The organism is Hyphomonas sp. (genome assembly GCF_041689225.1).
Classification (GTDB): Bacteria; Pseudomonadota; Alphaproteobacteria; order Caulobacterales; family Hyphomonadaceae; genus Hyphomonas.
The window spans coordinates 16690-35850 of sequence record NZ_JBDNGN010000107.1 but is presented as its reverse complement, the minus strand read 5'-3'; the positions used below and the strand labels follow the sequence as shown (position 1 = coordinate 35850).

Below are 19161 nucleotides of genomic sequence, written 5' to 3'. Positions count from 1 at the left end.
ATTCCGGTAGGTCCCTAGAGGACCGCTTCGACTGCCGTCACTTCAGGAACGTAGGTCTTCAGCATGTTCTCGATGCCCTGCTTGAGCGTCATTGCCGAGGACGGGCAGCCGGCGCAGGCGCCGCGCATCGACAGGTGGACAATGCCGGTGTCCGGCTCGAAACGATGGAAGATGATATCGCCGCCATCCTGGGCCACAGCCGGGCGGACACGGGTCTCGATGAGTTCCTTGATTTCCGCCACGATCTCGGCGGTTTCGCCGTCATAGACCGTGCCGTCATCGTCCGCGCCGCCTGAGGCGACAGCGCCATCTTCGACCACCGGCAGTCCGGCCATGAAATGGTCCATGATCGCGGCCAGGACCATCGGCTTCACGTGTTTCCAGTCGCGGGCGGTACCCTTGTTAATCGAGACAAAATCGCTGCCGAGGAAGACGCGCTCGACACCATCGACCTGGAACAGGGTGCGTGCGAGCAGGCTCATCCTTGCGCTGCCAATATCCGGGAAATCAAACGGGCCGAGATCTCCCGCCACGGGCTGGCCGGGCAGGAATTTCACGGTATCCGGGTTCGGGGTCGGTTCGGTCTGGATGAACATGGGCGTATGGGCCCCTCTCACATGGTTGTTTCCATGCTGACATGGCCCGAAGACGCCACGTGTTCAAGGGCAAAGCGGCGTTCAGGGCGCGGTGGCAACCAGATCAGGGTCAAGCGAGGCGACCGATTCAAGGTCTTCCTCGGGTACCGCGTCGAGGGCGTCGGCAAGTGCCAGGGACGCGATTTTGGCCTCAGCGAGGAAGAATCCCATGCTGGCCAGGTGATTGGCCATCAGCATGCCGTCGCCGGGCTGGTTCGATACGATCAACGGTTTCATGCGCGCGGCGCGGCCCCAGGCGTCCTTCGCCCGGGTCATGGCGGCCTGTACATCCGGCGTCCGGCCGAGGCGTGGCTCGGACCGTTCGGTGGCCATCAGCATCTCGCGGGCGACGTGGGCCCGGGCCTTGGCGCCATAGAAGGCGATGATATCGGTGCGGCTGGCAGGCCATTCGACGACGTCGCGATTGATCTGGGTCGAGAGGTCCGTAAGGTCGGTTTCAGCCCAGCCGGCAAATTGACGGGCTTCTGACTTGAGTAGTTCCAGCCGGTCAGGTTGGATAGCCAGTCCGCGTGCGGCGCGGGTGTCGAAACGGTTGAGTGCCTCGGCCGCCGAGGTCAGGCGCGGGCGCATATCGTCGCCGGGCATGCCGTGCAGCAGGCGGGCCGCCGCAGTTAGGTCAGCGTCAGGTTCGCCATTGACGGGGCTCATCACGGCGAGAAGACGGGTGTGTTCGGCCAGCGCGTCAGCCGTCGCCTTCTGCCAGGCCGGCATGGCGGTCAGGCGTGCTTGCGGGTGCCAACTGGCACGGTCGCCGGCCCAGCCGGTGCCTTCGAGTTCGCGGGCAATCTTGTTGATGGCGACGCCCGCTTCGGGCGACGCCCAGTTCTGGCTCGCGGCGAGGAGTACATCGCTGTCATCGATCCGGTGTGACATCACGGTCATCACCGGATAGGCTAGCACCGCGCCAACGACGACGCCGACTTTCAACATCAGGATGGAACGGCGCCACCAACGCTGGAAAAACAGCATGATCGGGCTGGGCTCGGCATAGTCGAAGGTCACAAGATGATCGGTACCGATCCGGGTCACGACGGGCCCTTCCTCTTGGTAGGCCGCAGGCAAGCGACTATCAAATGCCATCCACTCTACTTTCGAACGCTGGAACTGTTGCTATTGTGACACTATGCGGGGATTTCCACGTCATTAACAGTCCCTTAACCGTTAAATCTCTGCAACCCCGATTTTCACGTGCAATTGTCCTGCCAAAGCCCTTGTCAGGCTTTGCTTTTTTTCGCGCGCGCGTGCCTGAAAAAATAGCAGTCAGCCGTCCTGGCCGATGATTTCCGCTTTCGTGACCAGCAATTGTTCCCTGCCCTGACCATTGCTGAATGTCAGCACGAGGTAGACTTCGTCGCCGATGGCGACATTCGGGTTCACACCGAAGAACATGAGGTGGTTTGCGCCGCGTTCGAGCACGAGCGGCGTTTTCGCTGTCACCGGCAGCGACTCCACCTGCCGCATGCGCATCATGCCGCCTTCCATTGTCATTGTGTGGATTTCGACACTGTCGGCAATGTCGGCAGAGACAGAGGTCAACGCTTCGTCGGCGCCCGATACCGTGATGACCATGCCACCGCTTGAGACGTCACGTCCCTCGGCGGGCTTCACGATATAGGCGTCGGAAACTTCAAGAACGCTCACGCCGTCGGGAAGAGGCTTGGAACAGGCGGCGACCAGGCCGAGTCCCAGCAGCGCGGCTGCCAGAGTAGAAAGTTTCATCTTGCGTCCTTTTGGGTGAATCACCTCACGCGGGAACCTAGGGGCATTGCCGGATGAGTGAAAGGTGGCACAGCTGCCGCTGGCTGCTTTCAGACCTGCCAGAATCCGATAATGCGGCGCACTTCGTCCATGACCGGCGCGGCGATCGCGCGGGCCCGGTCAGCACCGGACGTAAGCGCCCGGTCAATTTCGGCCGGGTCGGCCAGGATGTCGCGATAGCGCGCTGTGATCGGCGACAGGTGGGCCACGGTGACATCAATCAGCGCGGGCTTGAACACGCCAAAACCTTGCCCGCCAAACTGGCTTAGAACGGAATCGACCGTCTCGCCTGATAGCGCGCTGTAGATGCCGACAAGGTTCGCGACTTCCGGACGGCCCTTGAGCCCTTCGGCGTCGCTCGGCATGTCGCCCAGCAGGTCGGTCTTGGCCTTCTTGATCTTCTTGGAAATGTCTTCTGCCGAATCCACCAGATTGATGCGCGACAGCTCCGATGGATCGGATTTCGACATCTTCTTCGTGCCGTCCTTCAGGCTCATGATGCGCGCACCAGGCCCCTGGATCAGCGGTTCGGGCACCGGGAAGAAGTCCGGTACGTCATAGTCCCGGTTGAATCGCTCGGCTATGTCACGGGCCAGCTCAAGGTGCTGCTTCTGGTCATCGCCGACAGGAACATGCGTGGCCTTGTATAGAAGAATGTCTGCCGCCATCAGGACAGGATAGGTAAACAGCCCCACCGATGCGCGCTCGGCGTCCTTGCCAGCCTTGTCCTTGAACTGGGTCATTCGCTCGACCCAGCCCATGCGGGCCACGCAGTTGAACACCCAGGCCAGTTCGGCATGTTCCGGCACCGCTGATTGCGGAAACACCACAGACTTGTCCGGATCAATGCCGCAGGCCAGGAAAGCGGCAGCGATCTGGCGCGTCTGGTCCAGCAGGTCGCGCGGCGCGACCGGCATGGTCAACGCGTGCATGTTCACCACGCAGTAGATGCCCTCGCATCCCGATTCCTGGAGGTCGACGAACTTCTTCAGCGCGCCAAGATAGTTGCCAAGGTGCAGGTTCCCTGTCGGCTGGATGCCGGAGAAGATGCGCTCGGGGCCAGTATAGGCAGGGGTCTTGTCAGTCATGCGATGGGCCAATAGCGCGTTTGATCAGCGCCGCATAGTGCGGCGAATGTCGCTGATCCGCACGGCGCCGGTGATAATCGCGGCCAGCGCATAGGTCGCGCCGCCGGCAAGGACGAGCGCTACGGCAGTCAGGGCCTTGCTGTCATAAAGGTGCGCCTTGATTGGCTCGAGGTTTTGCATCATCAGCCAGACCACGACCGACATGATCGCCGTTGCGAGTACGGCCCGTACGAGTCCGGAGGCCAGCCGTGGTCCCGGCCGGTACCAGTCGCGCCGGATCAGTGTCGTCCAAAGCAGGGCGACATTGACCCACGCGGCGATGCTGGTGGCAATCGCAAGACCGATAAAGCCCTGCTGGCCATGAGACTTCATCCAGAAGAAAAGGCCTGCGCCCAGCGCCGTGTTGATGAAGACCGACACCAAAGCGTAGCGCATCGGGGTCTTCGTATCCTCGCGCGCGAAATAGGCGGGTGCCAGCACTTTGATCAGCACGAAGGCCGGCACGCCCCACGCAAAGTGGAACAGTGCGCTGCCGGACTGGAACGCATCGTCGGCCAGGAAGGCCCCGCGCACGAAAAACGCGTCGATCAGGAAGACTGGCGCCAGCATCAGCGCGGTCGCCGCCGGCAGGGTCAGCGCCATGGCGAGGCCGATGCCTTCGTCCATGGTCGCGCGGCTGGAGTCATCGTCCAGTGCGCGCGCGGCCCGTGACAGGCGCGGCAGGATGGCGATGCCCACGGCCACGCCGACCAGACCGAGCGGCAACTGGTAGAGCCGGTCGGCGGCGTAGAGCCAGCTCTTGGCACCGACTTCGAAACTGGCCAGCGACTGGCTGACGATGATGTTGATCTGTGTCCCGCTGGCGGCAATCGTGCCGGGCAGGGCCAGCAGCATGACCTTGCGCACGGCGGGCGTCAGGCGCGGCCAGCCGATCAGGCTGAGATGGACCTTCTGGCGGCTGACTCCCCACCAGAGGGCACCGGCCTGCAGCACGCCGGCCACGAAATAGGCGATCGAGGCGGCCTTGGCCGTGATGACAGGGTCTGTGCTGACAAAGGCAGCGGGTATGAGGCAAAGGTTAAGGATTGTCGGGACGCCCGCCGACAGGATAAACCGTTCCGACGAATTCAGCACGCCCGACAGGAGGGCGCCGAGCGCCATGAACGTGAGATAGGGCATGGTGATGCGTGTCAGGAAGACTGCAAGATTATAGTGCACGATATCGTCAGCCTGGCCGCCATGGATCAGCAACAGCACCCAGGGCATGAAAACCTGCGCGAGAATGGTGAGGGCCGCCGTGGCCGCGAACAGCACCCGCATTGCTTCCTGCGCCACCACGCGGGCGGCTTCCGCGCCCTCGGCTTCCAGCGTGCGGGCATAGGTCGGCACGAAGGCCGAGGCAAAGGCGCCCTCGGCAAAGACGCGGCGGAACAGATTCGGGAATTGCTGCGCTGTCGCCCAGGCGTCGCCGATCGGCCCGGCCCCGATGCGCGCGACCAGCAGGATGTCGCGCACCATGCCCAGAACACGGCTCGCCAGCGTGAGGGAAGATTGCACGAGTGTGTTGCGCGCGACGCTCATGCGAGTTTCCTTCGATGAATTCTCAGAAACTGTCCACGGCGCGGGATCGTTTCAGTTTCCGGGCCGGCGTATGCGGCGCATCCAGTTCTTCGCGCCCAAGTACGGCGAGAAGACGGTCTTTCAGTGAATCCTTGCGCGCCTTTGTGCCCAATTTCTGGCCTTTTGCATTCTGGACGTAGAACGCATCGAACACGCGTTCGCCATAGGATCCGACATGCGCCGAGTGGATCGACAGCTTCATGTCGGCCAGCACGTCGGCAACTTCGTGCAGCAGGCCCGGCCTGTCGCGTCCGCCAACGTCGATGACCGTATACTCCGCCGAGAGGTCGTCGCGAATCTGCACCGATGGCTGTACCAGGAAGGCCGCCTCACGGCGCCCGGCGCGTGTCTTGACGTCGCCCGTGATCGGGTGTCCGGCCAGCGCGTCCCGCATCGCCGCTTCCAGCCGCTCCATGCGCGGCGCATCGCCCGCCGCGAAGGCCGCCTTGTTGTTGTCCTGCAGCATGAAAATGTCGACGATCCGGCCGCTATTGCTGGTGAAGACCTGCGCCGAGACCACGTTTGCGCCGAGCCGCGCGAGGGTGCCGGCAAGGTCTGCAAACAGGCCGGTCCGGTCTGCGCCGGACACGATGATGGCCACCGCGCCGCCATCGGCGAGATACCGGTGGGCCACCGTGTCATCATGATCGGTCAACACGCTTGCCTGCCAGGCGAGGTCGTCGGGGTCGAACCCGGTCCAGTAGGCGGTTTCCATTTCCAGCATGATCGTCGGCACGCTGGCGATCTGGTCGACCAGTGCCTTGCGGCGGCGTTCGGCGCGCGCTTCAAGTTCGGCGTACACGCCGGCTTCGTCAGTGCGTCCGCCGCGCAGCGCTGCCGATGTATTATTGTAGAGATCGCCCAGCAACTGACCCTTCCAGGCGTTCCATACGGCCGGCCCGACGGCCTTGATGTCGGCAACCGTGAGAATGTAGAGGAGGCGCAGCCGTTCCAGAGACCCGACGAGTTCGGCGAACTGTGCCACCGTGCGCGGATCGGATATGTCCCGCTTCTGGGCTGTCTCGCTCATCTCGAGATGATGTCCGACCAGCCAGGCCACGAGTTCAGACTCAGCTTCCGGAATGCCGAGGCGCTGGCATGCCCGGTAGGATGTCTTGCTGCCTTCGATCTGCTGGTCGCCCTTACCCTTGCCGGTATCGTGCAACAGCATTGCGAGATACAGCGCGCGCCGGTTTTCCAGCAATGGGAAAAGCTCAGCCGCAAGCGCGACCTTTTCGCCGCGGCCATGTTCCATTTCGGATATGTATTCGACCGCGCGGATCGTGTGCTCATCCACCGTATAGTGATGATACATGTTGAACTGAGTCTGCGCCACGATGCCGCCGAATTCCGGCATGATCCGGCCGAGCAGGCCGGACTCGTTCATCCAGCGCAGTACCTGGCCGGGCCGGTCTCCGCCCATGATCGATTCGAGCACAAGCCGGCGGGCTTCCGGCAGTTCGCGAACGGCTTCGTTGATGCCGCGCAGGTTGCGCGTCAGGGCCGTCAGCGCGGCGGGATGAATATCCTTGCTCTCGCGACGGGCAATCGTGAACAGGCGCAGCATGTTCAGTGGGTCGGTTTCCATCACGTCTTCACTGGTCACGTTGATGCGGCCATTGTCGACGGTGAAGCCCTCGTCCGGCAGCGGCTGGGGCGCACGGACGGGCAGGAAGCGGCGCAGGCCTTCGGGCTTCTTCTTGTGGTCGGCTTCCAGTTTCGCGGCCAGAATGCGCGTCAGGCCGCCTACGTCCTTGGCGATCAGGAAATAGCGCTTCATGAAACGCTCGACGCCTTGTTGCTCGCCGCGGTCACGATAACCCATTCGTGAGGCAATCTCGGGCTGCAGGTCGAAGCCGAGACGTTCTTCGGGCCGGCCGGTCACGAAGTGCAGCTGGCAGCGCACCGTCCAGAGGAATTTCGCAGCCCGGATGAAAACCGCATATTCATGCTCGGTGAACGGACCGTTGCGCATCACGTCTTCCAGCGTGACGCCGCCATACATGTGCTTGGTGATCCAGTAGAGCGTCTGCAGGTCGCGCAGCCCGCCCTTGCCCTCCTTCAGGTTCGGCTCGACCACGTAGCGTGCATCGCCGTGCCGGGCATGGCGCGCGTCGCGCTCGGCCAGCTTGTCGGCAATGAACAGGGCGTCCTTGCCCTTCACGGCGTCCTTCTGGAACAGTTCGAACATGTCGGTTGCCAACACCTCGTCGCCGCAGATGAAACGAGCGTCGAGAAGTGACGTCTTGATCGTGACATCCTCGGCGGCCAGTTTCACGCACTCGTCCGGCGTGCGGAACGCATGGCCGACCTTCAGGCCCATGTCCCACATCGCATACAGCATGTACTCGATCACGCTCTCGGTATGCGGGCTGGCCTTGTAGGCGCGCAGGAACAACAGGTCGGTGTCCGACGAGGGCGCCATCACGCCGCGTCCATAGCCGCCACTGGCGACAATCGCGATCCGCTCGGCCTCGGTGGGGTTACGGGCGCGAATGACGTGCGTGGTCGTGTAATCATACAGCGCATGGATGACTTCATCCTGCACCGCGCACAGAAGGCGCGCCGTATCCAGCCCGTCAGCGCCCTGCTGCAGGCGTTCCTGCGCGATCATGCGGCCGCGGAACAGCGCCGCGTGCAAATGGTCGATCGCAATCTTGCGGGCCGCTTGCGGGTCACCGAGATTGTTCTGGGCGGCTGCCGTCAGTTTCACCCGCAGCGCGCGCCCGTCGATAATATTCGAAATCCGCCAGCGCCCGGGCCGCCGTTTCGACGGGCTGCGTGTCTCGACAAGGCTGGGCGCTTTGGGGGCAGAGGTCGACGTATCGGTCATGCAATTCCTATAGCAGGTCAGGGGCTGCGGACTATCACCGCTTTTCAGGTGCGGTTGGCAAGCTGCGCGACTGTTTTACCACGCCATAGGCGAAACTGGTCTCGATTGAGGCAATGCCGGGTATTTTCTGGATCGTCTGGCGCACCAGCTGCTCGTAATCGTCCAGGCTACTGGCGACGACCCGCAACTGGTAGTCCTCGCTGCCGGTCATCAGGTAACAATCGATCACGGCGTCAGTTTCCGCGATCCGCGCCTCGAAGCGCCCGACGGTCTCGTCCGAATGATTGGTCAGGCGGATGCGCACGAAACCGGTGATGGGAAAGCCGCAGGCCTTCTCATCCACCAGCGCCGTATAGCCCGTGATCACCCCGGCAGCCTCCAGGTTGCGCACGCGCCGCAGGCAGGGTGAGGGCGACAGGCCGACCTGTACCGACAATTCCTGGTTGGTTAGCCGCCCGTCGCGCTGCAGCGCCTTCAATATCTTGGCATCAGTTGCATCCATTCCGCACTCTATTGGCAGAATCTGCCAACTTGCAATGTTTTTGAGACAGGAATAGGCAAAAACTGCTGGCCCGCCTGTGCTATACTGGCGCAAACACAGGAGATACGCTCATGGCCTATGATTCCTCGCGCCCGCTTGGCTTTGCCACCCGCGCCATCCATCACGGTTACAATCCGGCGGACAATGCCAACGCGCTGACCCCGCCGCTGCATCTCACCTCCACCTTTGCCTTCCAGACGGCCGAGCAGGGCGGCGCCCTGTTTGCAGGCGAAGCCGAGGGTCACATTTATTCGCGCATTTCCAACCCGACGGTCGCGCTGCTCGAATCCCGCATCGCAAGCCTCGATGGCGCAGAAGCGGGTCTCTGCACGGCCTCCGGCATGGGTGCGATCTCCGCCACGATGTGGACGCTGCTCAAACCCGGCGACGAAATTATCACCGACAAGACGCTCTATGGCTGCACCTTCTCCTTCATGCGTGACGGCCTCTCGCGCTTCGGCATCACGATCACCCATGTCGACCTGCGCGACCCGGAAAACCTCCGCGCCGCGATCTCGGACAAGACTCGGATCGTCTATTTTGAAACCCCCGCAAACCCGAACATGCGTCTCGTCGACATCCGCGCGGTGTCAGACATTGCCCACGCCGCCGGCGCCCTCGTCCTCGTCGACAATACCTATGCCTCGCCCATGCTCACGCGGCCTATCAGCCTCGGGGCCGACTTCGTACTCCACTCGGCCACCAAATACCTTGGCGGCCATGGTGACCTTGTCGCCGGCGCCGTCTGCGGACCAGCCGAGGCCATCCACGAGATCCGCATGGTCGGCGTGAAAGACATGACCGGTTCGGTCATGGCGCCGTTCAACGCCATGCTGGTGATGCGCGGCCTGAAGACGCTGCAGCTGCGTATGGCCCGCCATTGCGAGAGCGGCCTCAAGGTCGCCGAATGGCTTGAAGCGCAGGCCGGTGTTGCCGCCGTGTACTATCCGGGCCTCGCCAGCCACCCCCAGCACGATCTCGCCAAACGCCAGATGCCTGGCTTCGGCGGCATGATCGCGTTCGAGCTTGAAGGCGGATACGACGCGGGCATGGCGATGATGAATCGCCTGAAGCTCATCCGCCGCGCCGTCAGCCTCGGTGACGCCGAAACCCTGATCCAGCACCCCGCCAGCATGACCCACTCGACCTACACGCCCGAAGAACGTCACGCCCACGGCATCAGCGACGGGTTGGTGCGCCTCTCGGTGGGATTGGAAGACGTGGGTGACCTGCTGGACGATCTCGCGCAGGCGCTCGGAGCGACCGCGCGCTAGCCCACTACCACATGCTCGTCGCCAAACCAGAGTGGCGATTTCGCGAGGTCGATGAATTTCTTCTCGTCCGCGAGCAGTTCTGCACCGGCCTTGACCGCCACCTCGCTCGTATTCGCCGCCATCGGCTCTTCGCTTTCGAACCACAGCTCGGCCACGCCGTCATAGGCCTCCGGCGCCCCGCGTGATGCGGCAATGCCGGCATTGAGCGCATCGTGCCCGGTATGCACCTGCACGTAACGCAATATGCCCAGCGTCTTGGCGTGTTTCGCCACCAGCGGCGCATGCTGTTCACGCCAGTAAGTCTGGAAGTCCTCCCGGCTGAGGTGGGGCAGGCGGCGAAGGCAGAAGCTAAGCTTGATCATGGCCTGAGCCTATTGGCGCTCCTGCGCCCTGTCGACCGGAATCCATCCGCCTGCCGCTACGACAGGGTTGGCAGGCAAGCCGGGCCCGCACACAACCAGTTCAGTATATCGCGTGAACATGTTTAAAGGCGCGCAACGAAACATTTTGAGGAGGTTTACCGGTGGAATTCAAGGACGTGGTCATGGGCCGGCGCAGCATTCGCGGCTACCAGAAAAAACCGGTGCCCAAGGCGCTGATCCGCGAAGTGCTGGAAATGGCCATGCGCGCGCCGACGTCGCTGAACACCCAGCCCTGGAACTTCTACGTTGTCGCCGGCGACGTGCTCGACAAGATCCGCGAAGGCAATGTCGAACGCAACCTCGCGGGCATTCCGCACTCGCGCGAATTCCGCCTCGGCCCCGACTATGCCGGCGCCCATCGTGAACGCCAGATCGGCATTGCCATCCAGTTGTTCGAGGCCATGGGCATCGAGCGCCACGACAAGGAAGCGCGGATGGACTGGGTGATGCGCGGCTTCCGCCAGTTCGACGCGCCGGTCTCCATCGTCATCACCTATGACAAGTCGATCCAGGGCAGCGATGTCGCGCCGTTCGATTGCGGCGGCGTGGTCAATTGCCTCGTCAATGCGGCCTGGTCCAAGGGCCTCGGCTGCGTCGTCAACTCGCAGGGCATCATGCAATCGCCGGTCGTGCGCGAGCATGCCGGCATCGCGGATGATCAGGTCATACAGACCTGCGTCGCCATGGGCTGGCCGGATGAAAGCTTCCCCGCCAATGCCGTCGTCTCGACCCGCAAATCCGTCGATGAAGCTGCGACATTTGTCGGCTTTGACGACTGATCACTCACTTTCCGGACAGGGCCAAACGTGACCAGAGCGTCGCGTGATGCTACCCTGCGACAAACATTGGAGCCTCTTATGCCGAACACACTGGAACTCAACCGACGTCACCTGATGATGGGCGCCGGCCTGGCCGCGACCGCGTTCGCGGCAGGCGCAACGCAGGCTCAGGCCGAAGCCGATGCCACCGCGCCGGACCTTGCCGGCAAGTCGATCCTGATTACAGGGTGCTCGTCAGGCTTCGGCCGTCTCGGCGCAGAACATTATGCCCGCCTTGGCGCCAAAGTATTCGCGACGATGCGCAACCTTCCGCGTCCGGAGGCGGATGAATTGACGGCCCTCGCGGCCAGCGACAATCTCGATATCACCGTGATAGAAATCGACGTCACGTCCGATGAGCAGGTCGAGGCCGGCGTCGCCGAGGCGCTCAGCGCTGCGGGTGGCGCGGTCGATGTCCTGATCAACAATGCGGGCATCGCCTTTGCCGGGCCGATCGAAGTCCAGGACATGGAAGCCACGCAGCTTATCTTCAACACCAATGTCTTCGGGCCCCAGCGCATGATCCGCGCGGTCCTGCCGGCCATGCGCGCGGCTGGCAGCGGTCAGGTCTTCAACATCGCGTCCCAGCTTGGCCGCGTCATCGTCCCGGGCTACGCGCACTATTCGCCGACCAAGTTCGCCCTCGAAGCGCTCAGCGAGCAGCTGGCCTATGAGACCGTGACGCAGGGCATCGAAGTGACGATCATCGAACCCGGTGGCTATCCGACCGAGATCTGGGAAAATCAGGTCGCCCTGTCGGCGGCGCTGAAGGCCCGGCTGCCGGAAGAATTGCTCGCCGCCTATCCGCAGATGACGGCTTCCATGGGCGTCGATAATGGCGGCGGTGGTGGCGAAACCGATCCGATGGACATACCGCGCAACATCGCCGAAATCATCGCCATGCCGGCCGGCAAGCGCCCCTTGCGGCGCGCGGTGCACCCGGTGGCCCGTCCGCAGGAAGCCATCAACGCCATCTCCGCCCAGCAGCAACTGGCCATGCTCGGCAGCTCGCCCTATGGCCCGCTGGTCAAGGCCGTACTGGACTAGGTCAGCCGATGCGCCGACCTTCGGCGTCAATCAGCAGTTCGCCGTCTTCCTTGTGGAGCGGCCCCGGTGGCAGCGTCTCCAGCAGGTCGAGAACGGCCTCGCTGGGGCGGCACAGGCGCACGCCCTTGGGCGAACAGACGATGGGGCGGTTCACGAGCACAGGCGTCTCCAGCATCGCGCTGAGGATCGTCTCGTCACCCACGCCAGGCTCCAGCAGGCCGAGTTCCGCCGCCGGTGACTTTGTCTCTCGCAGGGCCGTGCGCGGCGTCAGGCTCGCAGCGGCAAACAGGCCGAGCAGTTGGGCCCGCGTCCAGCCCGTCTCCAGGTATTCGATCACGACATGTGCGCCGCCGCTGGCTTCGATCATCGCCAGCACGTTGCGCGAGGTGCTGCAGTCAGGATTGTGATGGATGACCATCATGGCTCAGGTCTCCGGGAAGGCGTTTCGCGTGCGGTTGGCAAAGGCCACGAGCGACAGCATCACCGGCACTTCCACCAGTACGCCGACAACCGTCGCCAGCGCCGCGCCGGAGTTCAGGCCGAACAGGCTGATCGCCACGGCAACCGCCAGTTCGAAAAAGTTCGACGTCCCGATCATGGCGCAGGGCGCTGCCACATTGTGCGGCACTTTCCAGGCCCAGGCCGCGCCATAGGCAATCGCGAAAATGGCATAGGACTGGATCAGGATCGGCACGGCAATCAGCGCAATGATCAGGGGCCGGTCAATGATCACCGTCCCCTGGAACCCGAACAGCAAGACCACCGTCGCCAGCAACCCGACCACGGAGGCCGGTTTGATCCGCTCCATGAACCCGGCCACCGTCGCGTCGCCTCCGCGCGCCATCAGCATCCGGCGCGTCGCCATGCCCGCGATCAGCGGGATCACGACATAAAGCGCAACCGACAGGATCAGCGTCTCCCACGGCACGGTAATGTCGGTCACGCCCAGCAGGAAAGCGACCAGCGGCGCAAAGGCGAACACCATGATCGCGTCATTCACGCTGACCTGCGCCAGCGTATAATTCGGGTCGCCCTTGGTCAGCTGCGACCAGACAAACACCATCGCCGTACACGGCGCAGCGCCCAGCAGGATCAGCCCGGCAATATAGCCCTCGGCATCCGCCGCCGGAATGAAGCCGGCGAACACGTGCTTGAAAAAAAGAACGCCCAGCGCAGCCATCGTGAACGGCTTGATCAGCCAGTTGACCACCAGTGTGATGATCAGCCCCTTCGGCTTCTCGCCGACGCGGGCCAGGCTGGTAAAGTCCACGCCAATCATCATCGGCCAGACCATCGCCCAGATCAGGATAGCGACCGGGAAGTTCACATTGGCATATTCCAGTCCCGCCAGTGTCTCGAACAGGCCGGGAACGAGAAAGCTCAGCCCGATGCCAGCTACGATGGCGGCGGCGACCCAGACCGACAGGTAGCGCTCAAACGCACCCATGCCGCTAGCAGCCACCCGAGCGGGCCAGCGCCAGTACGGGCGCACACACATCTGTCCGGCCCTCGCAGCAATCCTCCATCAGGAAGACGATCAGGCCACTGACCGCATCGAAATTGGCAGAATAGATGATCGACCGGCCCTGACGCTGCCCTGTCACCAGACCGGACTGGGACAGGATGTTCAGCTGCGCCGATAGCGTATTCGGCGGCACATCCAGGGCGGACGCAATATCGCCGGCCGGCAGGCCATCATGGCCCGCTTTCACCAGAAGGCGGAACACGGCCAGGCGGTTTTCCTGGGCCAGGGCGGAGAGTTGTGAAAGCGCGGCTTTGGTTTCCATAATTCCAGCAATATGGAAATATGGAAACGAGTCAACACGGTTGCATTGAACGAGCGGTGGGCCCTCGCGTGCCGTGCCAGCGGCACAGGCGCGGTCACTCACCTGAGTCGAACGTGCACTGGCCTGTCATGACCCGGTTTTCGCCGGGCTCGCATCCTTCCTGCATGAACAGGAAATGGCCCGAGCGGCGATCAATATCGAGCGTGCTTTTGACCGAAGACCTCCAGCCGCAATAGGGGGCCGCGATGTCCTGCCGAAGGGTCAGCGCGGCATCGGTCATCTTGACGTCGCATGCGGTCGTTCCGGCCTGCGCGCAGACATTGTCGGCGCCGCCGACATCATTCTGGACGAAGAGGTAGCCCTGGGCAAAGTGGAAGCCGACGGTCCGGCTGAACTCGGGACGCGCCTGTTCGTTTGCCTCGCAATTGAACGTGACACCGTCCCTGCTGGCGTCGCTGCAACTCATCAGCGCGACGCAGGCCGCAGCTATTACCAAGGTTTTATTCACGTGTTCAGTCCTGTTCCCGGGCAACATGCCGCTTCGAATGTCCCTGCCGCCTGAATGCCCCACCAGCCGTCACTGTCCGGTTAACCCGCCGCCGACGGGGTTTCCACCTTCGGCAGGGCATCATCCCGCCCGAATAGACCAATCTTGTTGCATACAGCCACGCCACCTGCTTGATGTGCGCCATGCAAACACTCCTTCCCCTGGCCTCCGAGATTGGCGCCTTGCTCAAGGCGCGCCGTGAAACCGTCGCGATTAGCGAATCCTCTTCCGGGGGGCTCATCTCTGCGGCGCTTCTCGCCGTGCCCGGTGCCTCGGTCTATTATCGCGGCGGCGGCGTCATCTACACGCCCCAGGCCTTTCGCGGCCTGATGGACCTGGGCCGCGCCGACATGCCCGATGGCATGCGTTCCTCGACCGAGCCCTATGCCTGCCTTCTGGCCCGCACGATCCGGGGCAAGCTCGATGCCGACTGGGGTCTGTGCGAAACCGGCGCTTCGGGCCCCGGCGGCAATGGCTATGGCGACGCTGCCGGGCATACATGCGTCGCGCTGGCAGGGCAGGGCGCCGATGGCCCGCAGGAAATCTCCCGCACGCTGGAAACGGGCCTCGCTGACCGCGAAGCCAATATGTGCCATTTTGCCGTCGAAGCGCTCAGCCTGCTGCACGAGGCGCTGGTCTAGGCTGCGCCTGGCACTCGGAAAGGAACGCCGCCCATGAACAATGCAGACCAGATCGAATACTGGAACGGCCCCGCTGGCCAGAAATGGGTCGACCAGTCAAACCGGCTCGACGCGATGCTGGCGCCTTTCGCCGACAAGGTCATCGCGGCGGCCGACCTGAAGTCGGGCGAAGCCGTGATGGATATCGGTTGCGGGGCAGGGGCGCTCAACCTGCGCGCGGCTGCCAAGGTTGGCGCGGCGCACGGCGCGCTCGGCGTCGATGTCTCCGCCCCGCTCATCGCACTCGCCCGCGCCCGTGCGGCAGAGGCCAATGCGCCCGCCCGGTTCGAACTGGCCGATGCCAGCGTGTTCACCGCGCCGGATCCCGTCGGCATCGTCATCTCGCGCTTCGGCGTCATGTTCTTCGAAGACCCGGCCCCCGCTTTCGCCAATATCCGCCAGTCGGTCAAACCGGATGGCAGGCTGGCTTTCATCTGCTGGCAGGCCCTCAGCCTCAATGATTGGGCCCTCGCGCCCCTTCAGGCGGCCATGGCTTTCCTTAAGGAAGCGCCAGCCCCCGCTGATCCCACCGCCCCCGGCCCGTTCGCTTTCCATGACAAGGACCGGGTCGCCCGCATCCTGTCAGACGCTGGCTGGGCCAATGTGTCAATTGATCCGGTGGAAACCGCGATCATTCTGCCGGGCGACGATGTCGAGACCACCGCCAAATTCATGATGCAGCTCGGCCCGCTCTCGCGCCTCCTCGCTGCTCAGGGCATAGATGAGGCACAAGTCGAAGCCGCCCTGATCACCCTGATGCAGGATCACAAAAAACCCGACGGCCGCATCGCCATGAAGTCGGCCTGCTGGATGGTCAGCGCCGATAACGCTTAGTCCGCAGACGGTGGATGCATGTCAATTCTTGGCGTCCGTGTCGCGCTCTCGTCCTGCGTCCGCTCTCGGCGTCAGGAAATACGCAAGAGCTTAATAAGGCAGGTCATCAGGTTGAACATCCACAAAATCCGCTTCCGTGGTTTCTTGAAAACGGACGCTTAAGATTGTCTTCTTTCCCAAAGCGAGTGCTTTGGCAATCCTGAGCATTCCATCCATCAGTCTGCCCAGCGCGCAGAAGATGATGGGATACTGAAGATCAGCATCCAACATCAGCTTGAAATGCTCAGCGATCCTTCGGCACGAAGGCGTTTCGTCGCTTGAAAACCAATAAGGTTCGTCCAATTCGGAAATCTGCTCAAAATTTATGGACGTCGGCAAAAGCAATGAAGACAATTTGACCAAACGATCAACATCCCAAGCATAGAAACCATTTGGGCTTGGTCTAAAGTGGTACTGCTTCCTCATGGGCTATCTCAACATGCCTATAGGGTGATTGTAACACTAAGTCCCGTTTCCTATTCCGTCCAACGCCTCTTCCGGATCCCAAGCAGGCATAGCACCACCCGCATCAACACCCGCCTATGCCCGGCGGCCGGTCTCTTGTAGGGGTGGGTTCCGTTGTAAGGACGTCCCCGATGAGCCGCCTGTTTGAAGAACTCGACTATCGCGAGACGCCGATTGGCCCGATCAGCCTGCGGCGGCGCTTCCATCCGGCACTGAAGGTCGACGTCTTCGAGATCATCCTCGGCGACGAGCACCTGATGTCGAACATTTTCACCGTGTCCGAAATCGCGCTGGCCCGCCTCGGCCTCGACAAGCTCGCCAGTCTCAACCCCGGCTCAGCCGAGAAATGGGATGTCGTCGTCGGCGGCCTCGGTCTCGGCTACACGGCCGGTGCGGTGCTCGAATATGACCGCGTTGCCTCGCTGCGCGTCGTCGAGATGCTGGACGCCGTCGCCGACTGGCACGCAGCCGGGCTGGTGCCCCTCGATCCGCCGCTGAGCGCCGATAACCGCTGCCAGGTCGTGCGCGATGATTTCTTTGCGCTGGCCCAGTCCGAAACCGGCTTCGACGCGGCCCATCCGGGGCGCCAGTTCCACGCCATCCTGATCGATATCGATCACACGCCCGACTGGCTGCTGGATGCCCGCAGCGGGCATTTCTACAGCGAAGCTGGCCTGCGCAGGCTCGGCAAGCACCTGAAACCGGGCGGCATCATGGGGCTCTGGTCCGATGTCCTGCCCGACAGCGACTTCGTGCAGCGCCTGTCAGATGTGTTCGGCGAAGCCTGGGCCGAGCCGGTGACTTTCCACAACCCGCTTCAGGACAACACCTATACCCAAACCATCTACCTCGCCCTCAAGCCCGCCTGAACGGCGCGCGGTCATCACTTCAAGCAGGCTTTCATCTCGGTCCCTAACCAGTACCCGGATTTATCGCGCCCCAGTCGCGTTCCGGGCGCTAGTTGAAAGGTTGCCATATCAGCACCGATGACCTGGTCCTGGTGCCAATAAACGGCGAAACGATCTTTGGAATACCCGGCGCCGATGAGCTCGAAACTTTCCCTGTCCTGCAAGGGCAGCCTGAACACCGCGAAGTAGACGCATTTTCTATCCGCGCTGAAATTACCGTCTTCGCTGTCAACGGGCTGGAAGGTCGCAACATCACATGGGACAAACCGCGATCCGCTGGAATAGGCCGCCGATTTGTCGACTGCGAGTTGAGGGCCGATCAGCCTGAAGGTGGCACCATCTGCGCCGTCAATCGGCTCAGTTCCGTACCATGCGCGTATATCATCAGTCGCCAGAATACCGCTGATGGCAGAAAAGGACGCGGGGTCGGACCCCAATACCGCGGCACCTTCGAAATACCCGCGTTGATTGTCTTTGCCCCAGCGCGTAAAAGCCAGCGCTTCGAAAGTGGGCTGGTCCGCTGCTGTCTTGCGTTCCAGTTTTTCAAAGCTCGGATGTGCCGACGAGCCGGAATAGGAAATCCAGTACACGCCATCTTCCCGAACCTCTTAGCGTTCGCCCTCAATCAAAGCACAACCGACCAACAGTCCAAGGGTCAGGCCGAACAGTGCTCCAAACCCGATGATGCGATTGAAGGCGTGCTTTCGATACGTCATTTTTCCGGCATCCAGAGTAGCGAGAGGTGGGGTCCATCGTCGTCGCGAAAAGCCACGTCATCGAGTAACCAGGCGTCCCCAGTCGCCCGAAAGGTATATTTGTAAGAACGGACATAGCCGATTGTGTTGGTGTGGGCTGTCGTGACTTGTCCGGTATCGGTGCCCAGTTGAATGTCCAGAATGACTTCGTGGTCGTTGCTGAGCAGGGGTTCGCTGCTGATCACTGCGCCGTAGGCGGTCCGACCCGGGACACAGTGACGCCGCAACAGCTCCGCCCAGTCGCGGTCGATGATGTCCATTGATGGATTGGTTCCTGTCGTCTCGACGGCGGCAGCATTCCAGGCCTCAAAATCCGCTATGAACTGTCGCGTCTTCTCGGCGAGACGTTTCTCGGAGGCGGTAACGGGTATGTAGGACGAGATTGGAAGCGATGGCGTGGCGCCAAGGTCCCGATCGGATGAGGCATGGCCCGTCGTCGGCTCGACCGCGACAGAGGCGCATGAGGTCGCCAATAAAGACAGAGCTCCGACAACCATTTTTTCAAGATTTGTTGCTTTCAGGAAGGCATGCCCGTTTTACACTATCGGTTTCTGCCAACAAAGGAATTTTGCGAGGCGGGCCGGCCTTTCCGGCAGTCCGGCGCGACGGTCTGCCAGTGAGCGCAGCACATTCCACCCGCGCCCCGTAGACTTATCCTCCCCCCTATACTGCCCCCCATGCGCCCACCTCTATGCGCACGTCCATGTCCTCCTCTGGCCATGGCTCTGGTGGCAATTGCAGAACCTGAATCGCTGGATGAAGGCGACCGGGCGCGGCCTGCTTGTCGCCGTCGACCGCTGGGGCAATGTTTATATCCGCTGCATGTCCGATGCGCCGGGGGCGGAGGACCGCTTCGTGCGTGCGCCTGTCTCAGACAGGTTGGCGAAGGCGCTGGCCGACGACCCGTGTCCCCGGCGAAAGCCGGGGCCTCAGGCCATCCTGTCCGGATGGGCCTCCCAAGGTCCCGGCATGCGCCGGGAGCACGGATGCATCACTGGGCTGCCCCCGCCACATACCTGACCCGGACCACACCCCCAGCACACCCATACCTCACCCCTCAAGCGCCCTCACAGGCGCCGCACGTGCAGG

General features: G+C 62.6%; 21 protein-coding genes. 6 read left to right on the top strand and 15 right to left on the bottom strand.

Annotated elements, in window-relative coordinates:
• Positions 1-14 precede the first annotated feature (14 nt).
• From ACESNB_RS10045 to ACESNB_RS10015, 7 genes are all read right to left on the bottom strand, one after another.
• Positions 15-596, bottom strand: a complete 582-nt coding sequence (locus tag ACESNB_RS10045; protein WP_373006841.1) for a NifU family protein — start codon at positions 594-596, stop codon at positions 15-17.
• A gap of 81 nt (positions 597-677) precedes the next feature.
• Positions 678-1736 carry a hypothetical protein gene (locus ACESNB_RS10040; protein ID WP_373006839.1) on the bottom strand — a complete coding sequence of 353 codons (1059 nt, stop codon included), beginning with the start codon at positions 1734-1736 and terminating at the stop codon, positions 678-680.
• Positions 1737-1916: 180 nt separating this feature from the next.
• Positions 1917-2375: a copper chaperone PCu(A)C gene (locus ACESNB_RS10035; RefSeq protein WP_373006837.1), complete on the bottom strand. Its 459-nt coding sequence runs from the start codon at positions 2373-2375 to the stop codon at positions 1917-1919.
• A gap of 89 nt (positions 2376-2464) precedes the next feature.
• On the bottom strand, positions 2465-3502 hold the full coding sequence (gene trpS, locus ACESNB_RS10030; RefSeq protein ID WP_373006835.1) for a tryptophan--tRNA ligase: 1038 nt from the start codon (positions 3500-3502) through the stop codon (positions 2465-2467).
• Positions 3503-3526: 24 nt separating this feature from the next.
• Positions 3527-5083 (bottom strand): murein biosynthesis integral membrane protein MurJ, encoded by a 1557-nt coding sequence (gene murJ / locus ACESNB_RS10025; RefSeq protein ID WP_373006833.1) that lies wholly within the window; start codon positions 5081-5083, stop codon positions 3527-3529.
• A 22-nt stretch (positions 5084-5105) separates the two neighbouring features.
• Complete coding sequence (locus ACESNB_RS10020) at positions 5106-7955, bottom strand: [protein-PII] uridylyltransferase (RefSeq protein ID WP_373006831.1); 2850 nt, start codon at positions 7953-7955, stop codon at positions 5106-5108.
• A gap of 34 nt (positions 7956-7989) precedes the next feature.
• The gene (locus tag ACESNB_RS10015) at positions 7990-8457 is read right to left on the bottom strand and encodes an Lrp/AsnC family transcriptional regulator (RefSeq protein ID WP_373006829.1); all 468 of its coding nucleotides are present in this window, start codon (positions 8455-8457) and stop codon (positions 7990-7992) included.
• 110 nt (positions 8458-8567) lie between these two features.
• Here ACESNB_RS10015 and ACESNB_RS10010 point away from each other — a divergent pair, with 110 nt between their 5' ends.
• Positions 8568-9770 carry a methionine gamma-lyase gene (locus ACESNB_RS10010; RefSeq protein ID WP_373006827.1) on the top strand — a complete coding sequence of 401 codons (1203 nt, stop codon included), beginning with the start codon at positions 8568-8570 and terminating at the stop codon, positions 9768-9770.
• Here ACESNB_RS10010 and ACESNB_RS10005 read toward each other — a convergent pair.
• Positions 9767-10132 carry an EthD domain-containing protein gene (locus ACESNB_RS10005; RefSeq protein ID WP_373006825.1) on the bottom strand — a complete coding sequence of 122 codons (366 nt, stop codon included), beginning with the start codon at positions 10130-10132 and terminating at the stop codon, positions 9767-9769. The genes ACESNB_RS10010 and ACESNB_RS10005 overlap by 4 nt on opposite strands.
• Before the next feature lie 161 nt (positions 10133-10293).
• Between ACESNB_RS10005 and ACESNB_RS10000 the strand changes: the two genes are divergently transcribed.
• Positions 10294-10971, top strand: a complete 678-nt coding sequence (locus ACESNB_RS10000; RefSeq protein ID WP_373006823.1) for a nitroreductase — start codon at positions 10294-10296, stop codon at positions 10969-10971.
• A 78-nt stretch (positions 10972-11049) separates the two neighbouring features.
• Positions 11050-12057: an SDR family oxidoreductase gene (locus tag ACESNB_RS09995; protein ID WP_373006821.1), complete on the top strand. Its 1008-nt coding sequence runs from the start codon at positions 11050-11052 to the stop codon at positions 12055-12057.
• Between the two features lies 1 nt (position 12058).
• Here the strand turns inward: ACESNB_RS09995 and ACESNB_RS09990 are convergent, their stop codons facing one another.
• The 4 genes from ACESNB_RS09990 to ACESNB_RS09975 form a co-directional block, all read right to left on the bottom strand.
• Positions 12059-12478 carry an arsenate reductase family protein gene (locus ACESNB_RS09990; protein WP_373006819.1) on the bottom strand — a complete coding sequence of 140 codons (420 nt, stop codon included), beginning with the start codon at positions 12476-12478 and terminating at the stop codon, positions 12059-12061.
• A gap of 3 nt (positions 12479-12481) precedes the next feature.
• Positions 12482-13504 (bottom strand): ACR3 family arsenite efflux transporter, encoded by a 1023-nt coding sequence (gene arsB, locus ACESNB_RS09985; RefSeq protein WP_373006817.1) that lies wholly within the window; start codon positions 13502-13504, stop codon positions 12482-12484.
• Between the two features lie 4 nt (positions 13505-13508).
• Positions 13509-13844: an ArsR/SmtB family transcription factor gene (locus tag ACESNB_RS09980; protein WP_373006815.1), complete on the bottom strand. Its 336-nt coding sequence runs from the start codon at positions 13842-13844 to the stop codon at positions 13509-13511.
• Between the two features lie 94 nt (positions 13845-13938).
• Positions 13939-14352 (bottom strand): hypothetical protein, encoded by a 414-nt coding sequence (locus ACESNB_RS09975; RefSeq protein ID WP_373006813.1) that lies wholly within the window; start codon positions 14350-14352, stop codon positions 13939-13941.
• Positions 14353-14534: 182 nt separating this feature from the next.
• On the opposite strand from ACESNB_RS09975, the gene ACESNB_RS09970 reads away from it, so the two are divergent.
• On the top strand, positions 14535-15032 hold the full coding sequence (locus tag ACESNB_RS09970; RefSeq protein ID WP_373006811.1) for a CinA family protein: 498 nt from the start codon (positions 14535-14537) through the stop codon (positions 15030-15032).
• A gap of 33 nt (positions 15033-15065) precedes the next feature.
• Entirely contained in the window at positions 15066-15905 is an 840-nt protein-coding gene (locus ACESNB_RS09965) for a class I SAM-dependent methyltransferase (protein ID WP_373006809.1), read from the top strand.
• A 90-nt stretch (positions 15906-15995) separates the two neighbouring features.
• Here the strand turns inward: ACESNB_RS09965 and ACESNB_RS09960 are convergent, their stop codons facing one another.
• Positions 15996-16370 (bottom strand): hypothetical protein, encoded by a 375-nt coding sequence (locus tag ACESNB_RS09960; protein ID WP_373006807.1) that lies wholly within the window; start codon positions 16368-16370, stop codon positions 15996-15998.
• A gap of 170 nt (positions 16371-16540) precedes the next feature.
• Here ACESNB_RS09960 and ACESNB_RS09955 point away from each other — a divergent pair, with 170 nt between their 5' ends.
• Positions 16541-17278, top strand: coding sequence for a spermidine synthase (locus tag ACESNB_RS09955; RefSeq protein ID WP_373006805.1), 738 nt, complete (start codon positions 16541-16543; stop codon positions 17276-17278).
• 14 nt (positions 17279-17292) lie between these two features.
• Here the strand turns inward: ACESNB_RS09955 and ACESNB_RS09950 are convergent, their stop codons facing one another.
• Complete coding sequence (locus ACESNB_RS09950) at positions 17293-17907, bottom strand: DKNYY domain-containing protein (RefSeq protein ID WP_373006803.1); 615 nt, start codon at positions 17905-17907, stop codon at positions 17293-17295.
• 122 nt (positions 17908-18029) lie between these two features.
• Positions 18030-18545 carry a hypothetical protein gene (locus tag ACESNB_RS09945; RefSeq protein ID WP_373006801.1) on the bottom strand — a complete coding sequence of 172 codons (516 nt, stop codon included), beginning with the start codon at positions 18543-18545 and terminating at the stop codon, positions 18030-18032.
• Between the last annotated feature and the right edge of the window lie 616 nt (positions 18546-19161).

What these genes read in the sequence shown, in the direction of transcription:
- murJ (WP_373006833.1), bottom strand. Translation starts at nt 5,083, where the DNA reads ATGAGCGTCGCGCGCAACACACTCGTGCAATCTTCCCTCACGCTGGCG.
- arsB (WP_373006817.1), bottom strand. Translation starts at nt 13,504, where the DNA reads ATGGGTGCGTTTGAGCGCTACCTGTCGGTCTGGGTCGCCGCCGCCATC.
- ACESNB_RS09960 (WP_373006807.1), bottom strand. Translation starts at nt 16,370, where the DNA reads ATGAGGAAGCAGTACCACTTTAGACCAAGCCCAAATGGTTTCTATGCT.
- ACESNB_RS09990 (WP_373006819.1), bottom strand. Translation starts at nt 12,478, where the DNA reads ATGATGGTCATCCATCACAATCCTGACTGCAGCACCTCGCGCAACGTG.
- ACESNB_RS10035 (WP_373006837.1), bottom strand. Translation starts at nt 2,375, where the DNA reads ATGAAACTTTCTACTCTGGCAGCCGCGCTGCTGGGACTCGGCCTGGTC.
- ACESNB_RS10045 (WP_373006841.1), bottom strand. Translation starts at nt 596, where the DNA reads ATGTTCATCCAGACCGAACCGACCCCGAACCCGGATACCGTGAAATTC.
- trpS (WP_373006835.1), bottom strand. Translation starts at nt 3,502, where the DNA reads ATGACTGACAAGACCCCTGCCTATACTGGCCCCGAGCGCATCTTCTCC.
- ACESNB_RS10010 (WP_373006827.1), top strand. Translation starts at nt 8,568, where the DNA reads ATGGCCTATGATTCCTCGCGCCCGCTTGGCTTTGCCACCCGCGCCATC.
- ACESNB_RS09995 (WP_373006821.1), top strand. Translation starts at nt 11,050, where the DNA reads ATGCCGAACACACTGGAACTCAACCGACGTCACCTGATGATGGGCGCC.
- ACESNB_RS09965 (WP_373006809.1), top strand. Translation starts at nt 15,066, where the DNA reads ATGAACAATGCAGACCAGATCGAATACTGGAACGGCCCCGCTGGCCAG.
- ACESNB_RS10040 (WP_373006839.1), bottom strand. Translation starts at nt 1,736, where the DNA reads ATGGCATTTGATAGTCGCTTGCCTGCGGCCTACCAAGAGGAAGGGCCC.
- ACESNB_RS10020 (WP_373006831.1), bottom strand. Translation starts at nt 7,955, where the DNA reads ATGACCGATACGTCGACCTCTGCCCCCAAAGCGCCCAGCCTTGTCGAG.
- ACESNB_RS09970 (WP_373006811.1), top strand. Translation starts at nt 14,535, where the DNA reads ATGCAAACACTCCTTCCCCTGGCCTCCGAGATTGGCGCCTTGCTCAAG.
- ACESNB_RS09955 (WP_373006805.1), top strand. Translation starts at nt 16,541, where the DNA reads ATGAGCCGCCTGTTTGAAGAACTCGACTATCGCGAGACGCCGATTGGC.
- ACESNB_RS10015 (WP_373006829.1), bottom strand. Translation starts at nt 8,457, where the DNA reads ATGGATGCAACTGATGCCAAGATATTGAAGGCGCTGCAGCGCGACGGG.
- ACESNB_RS10005 (WP_373006825.1), bottom strand. Translation starts at nt 10,132, where the DNA reads ATGATCAAGCTTAGCTTCTGCCTTCGCCGCCTGCCCCACCTCAGCCGG.
- ACESNB_RS09980 (WP_373006815.1), bottom strand. Translation starts at nt 13,844, where the DNA reads ATGGAAACCAAAGCCGCGCTTTCACAACTCTCCGCCCTGGCCCAGGAA.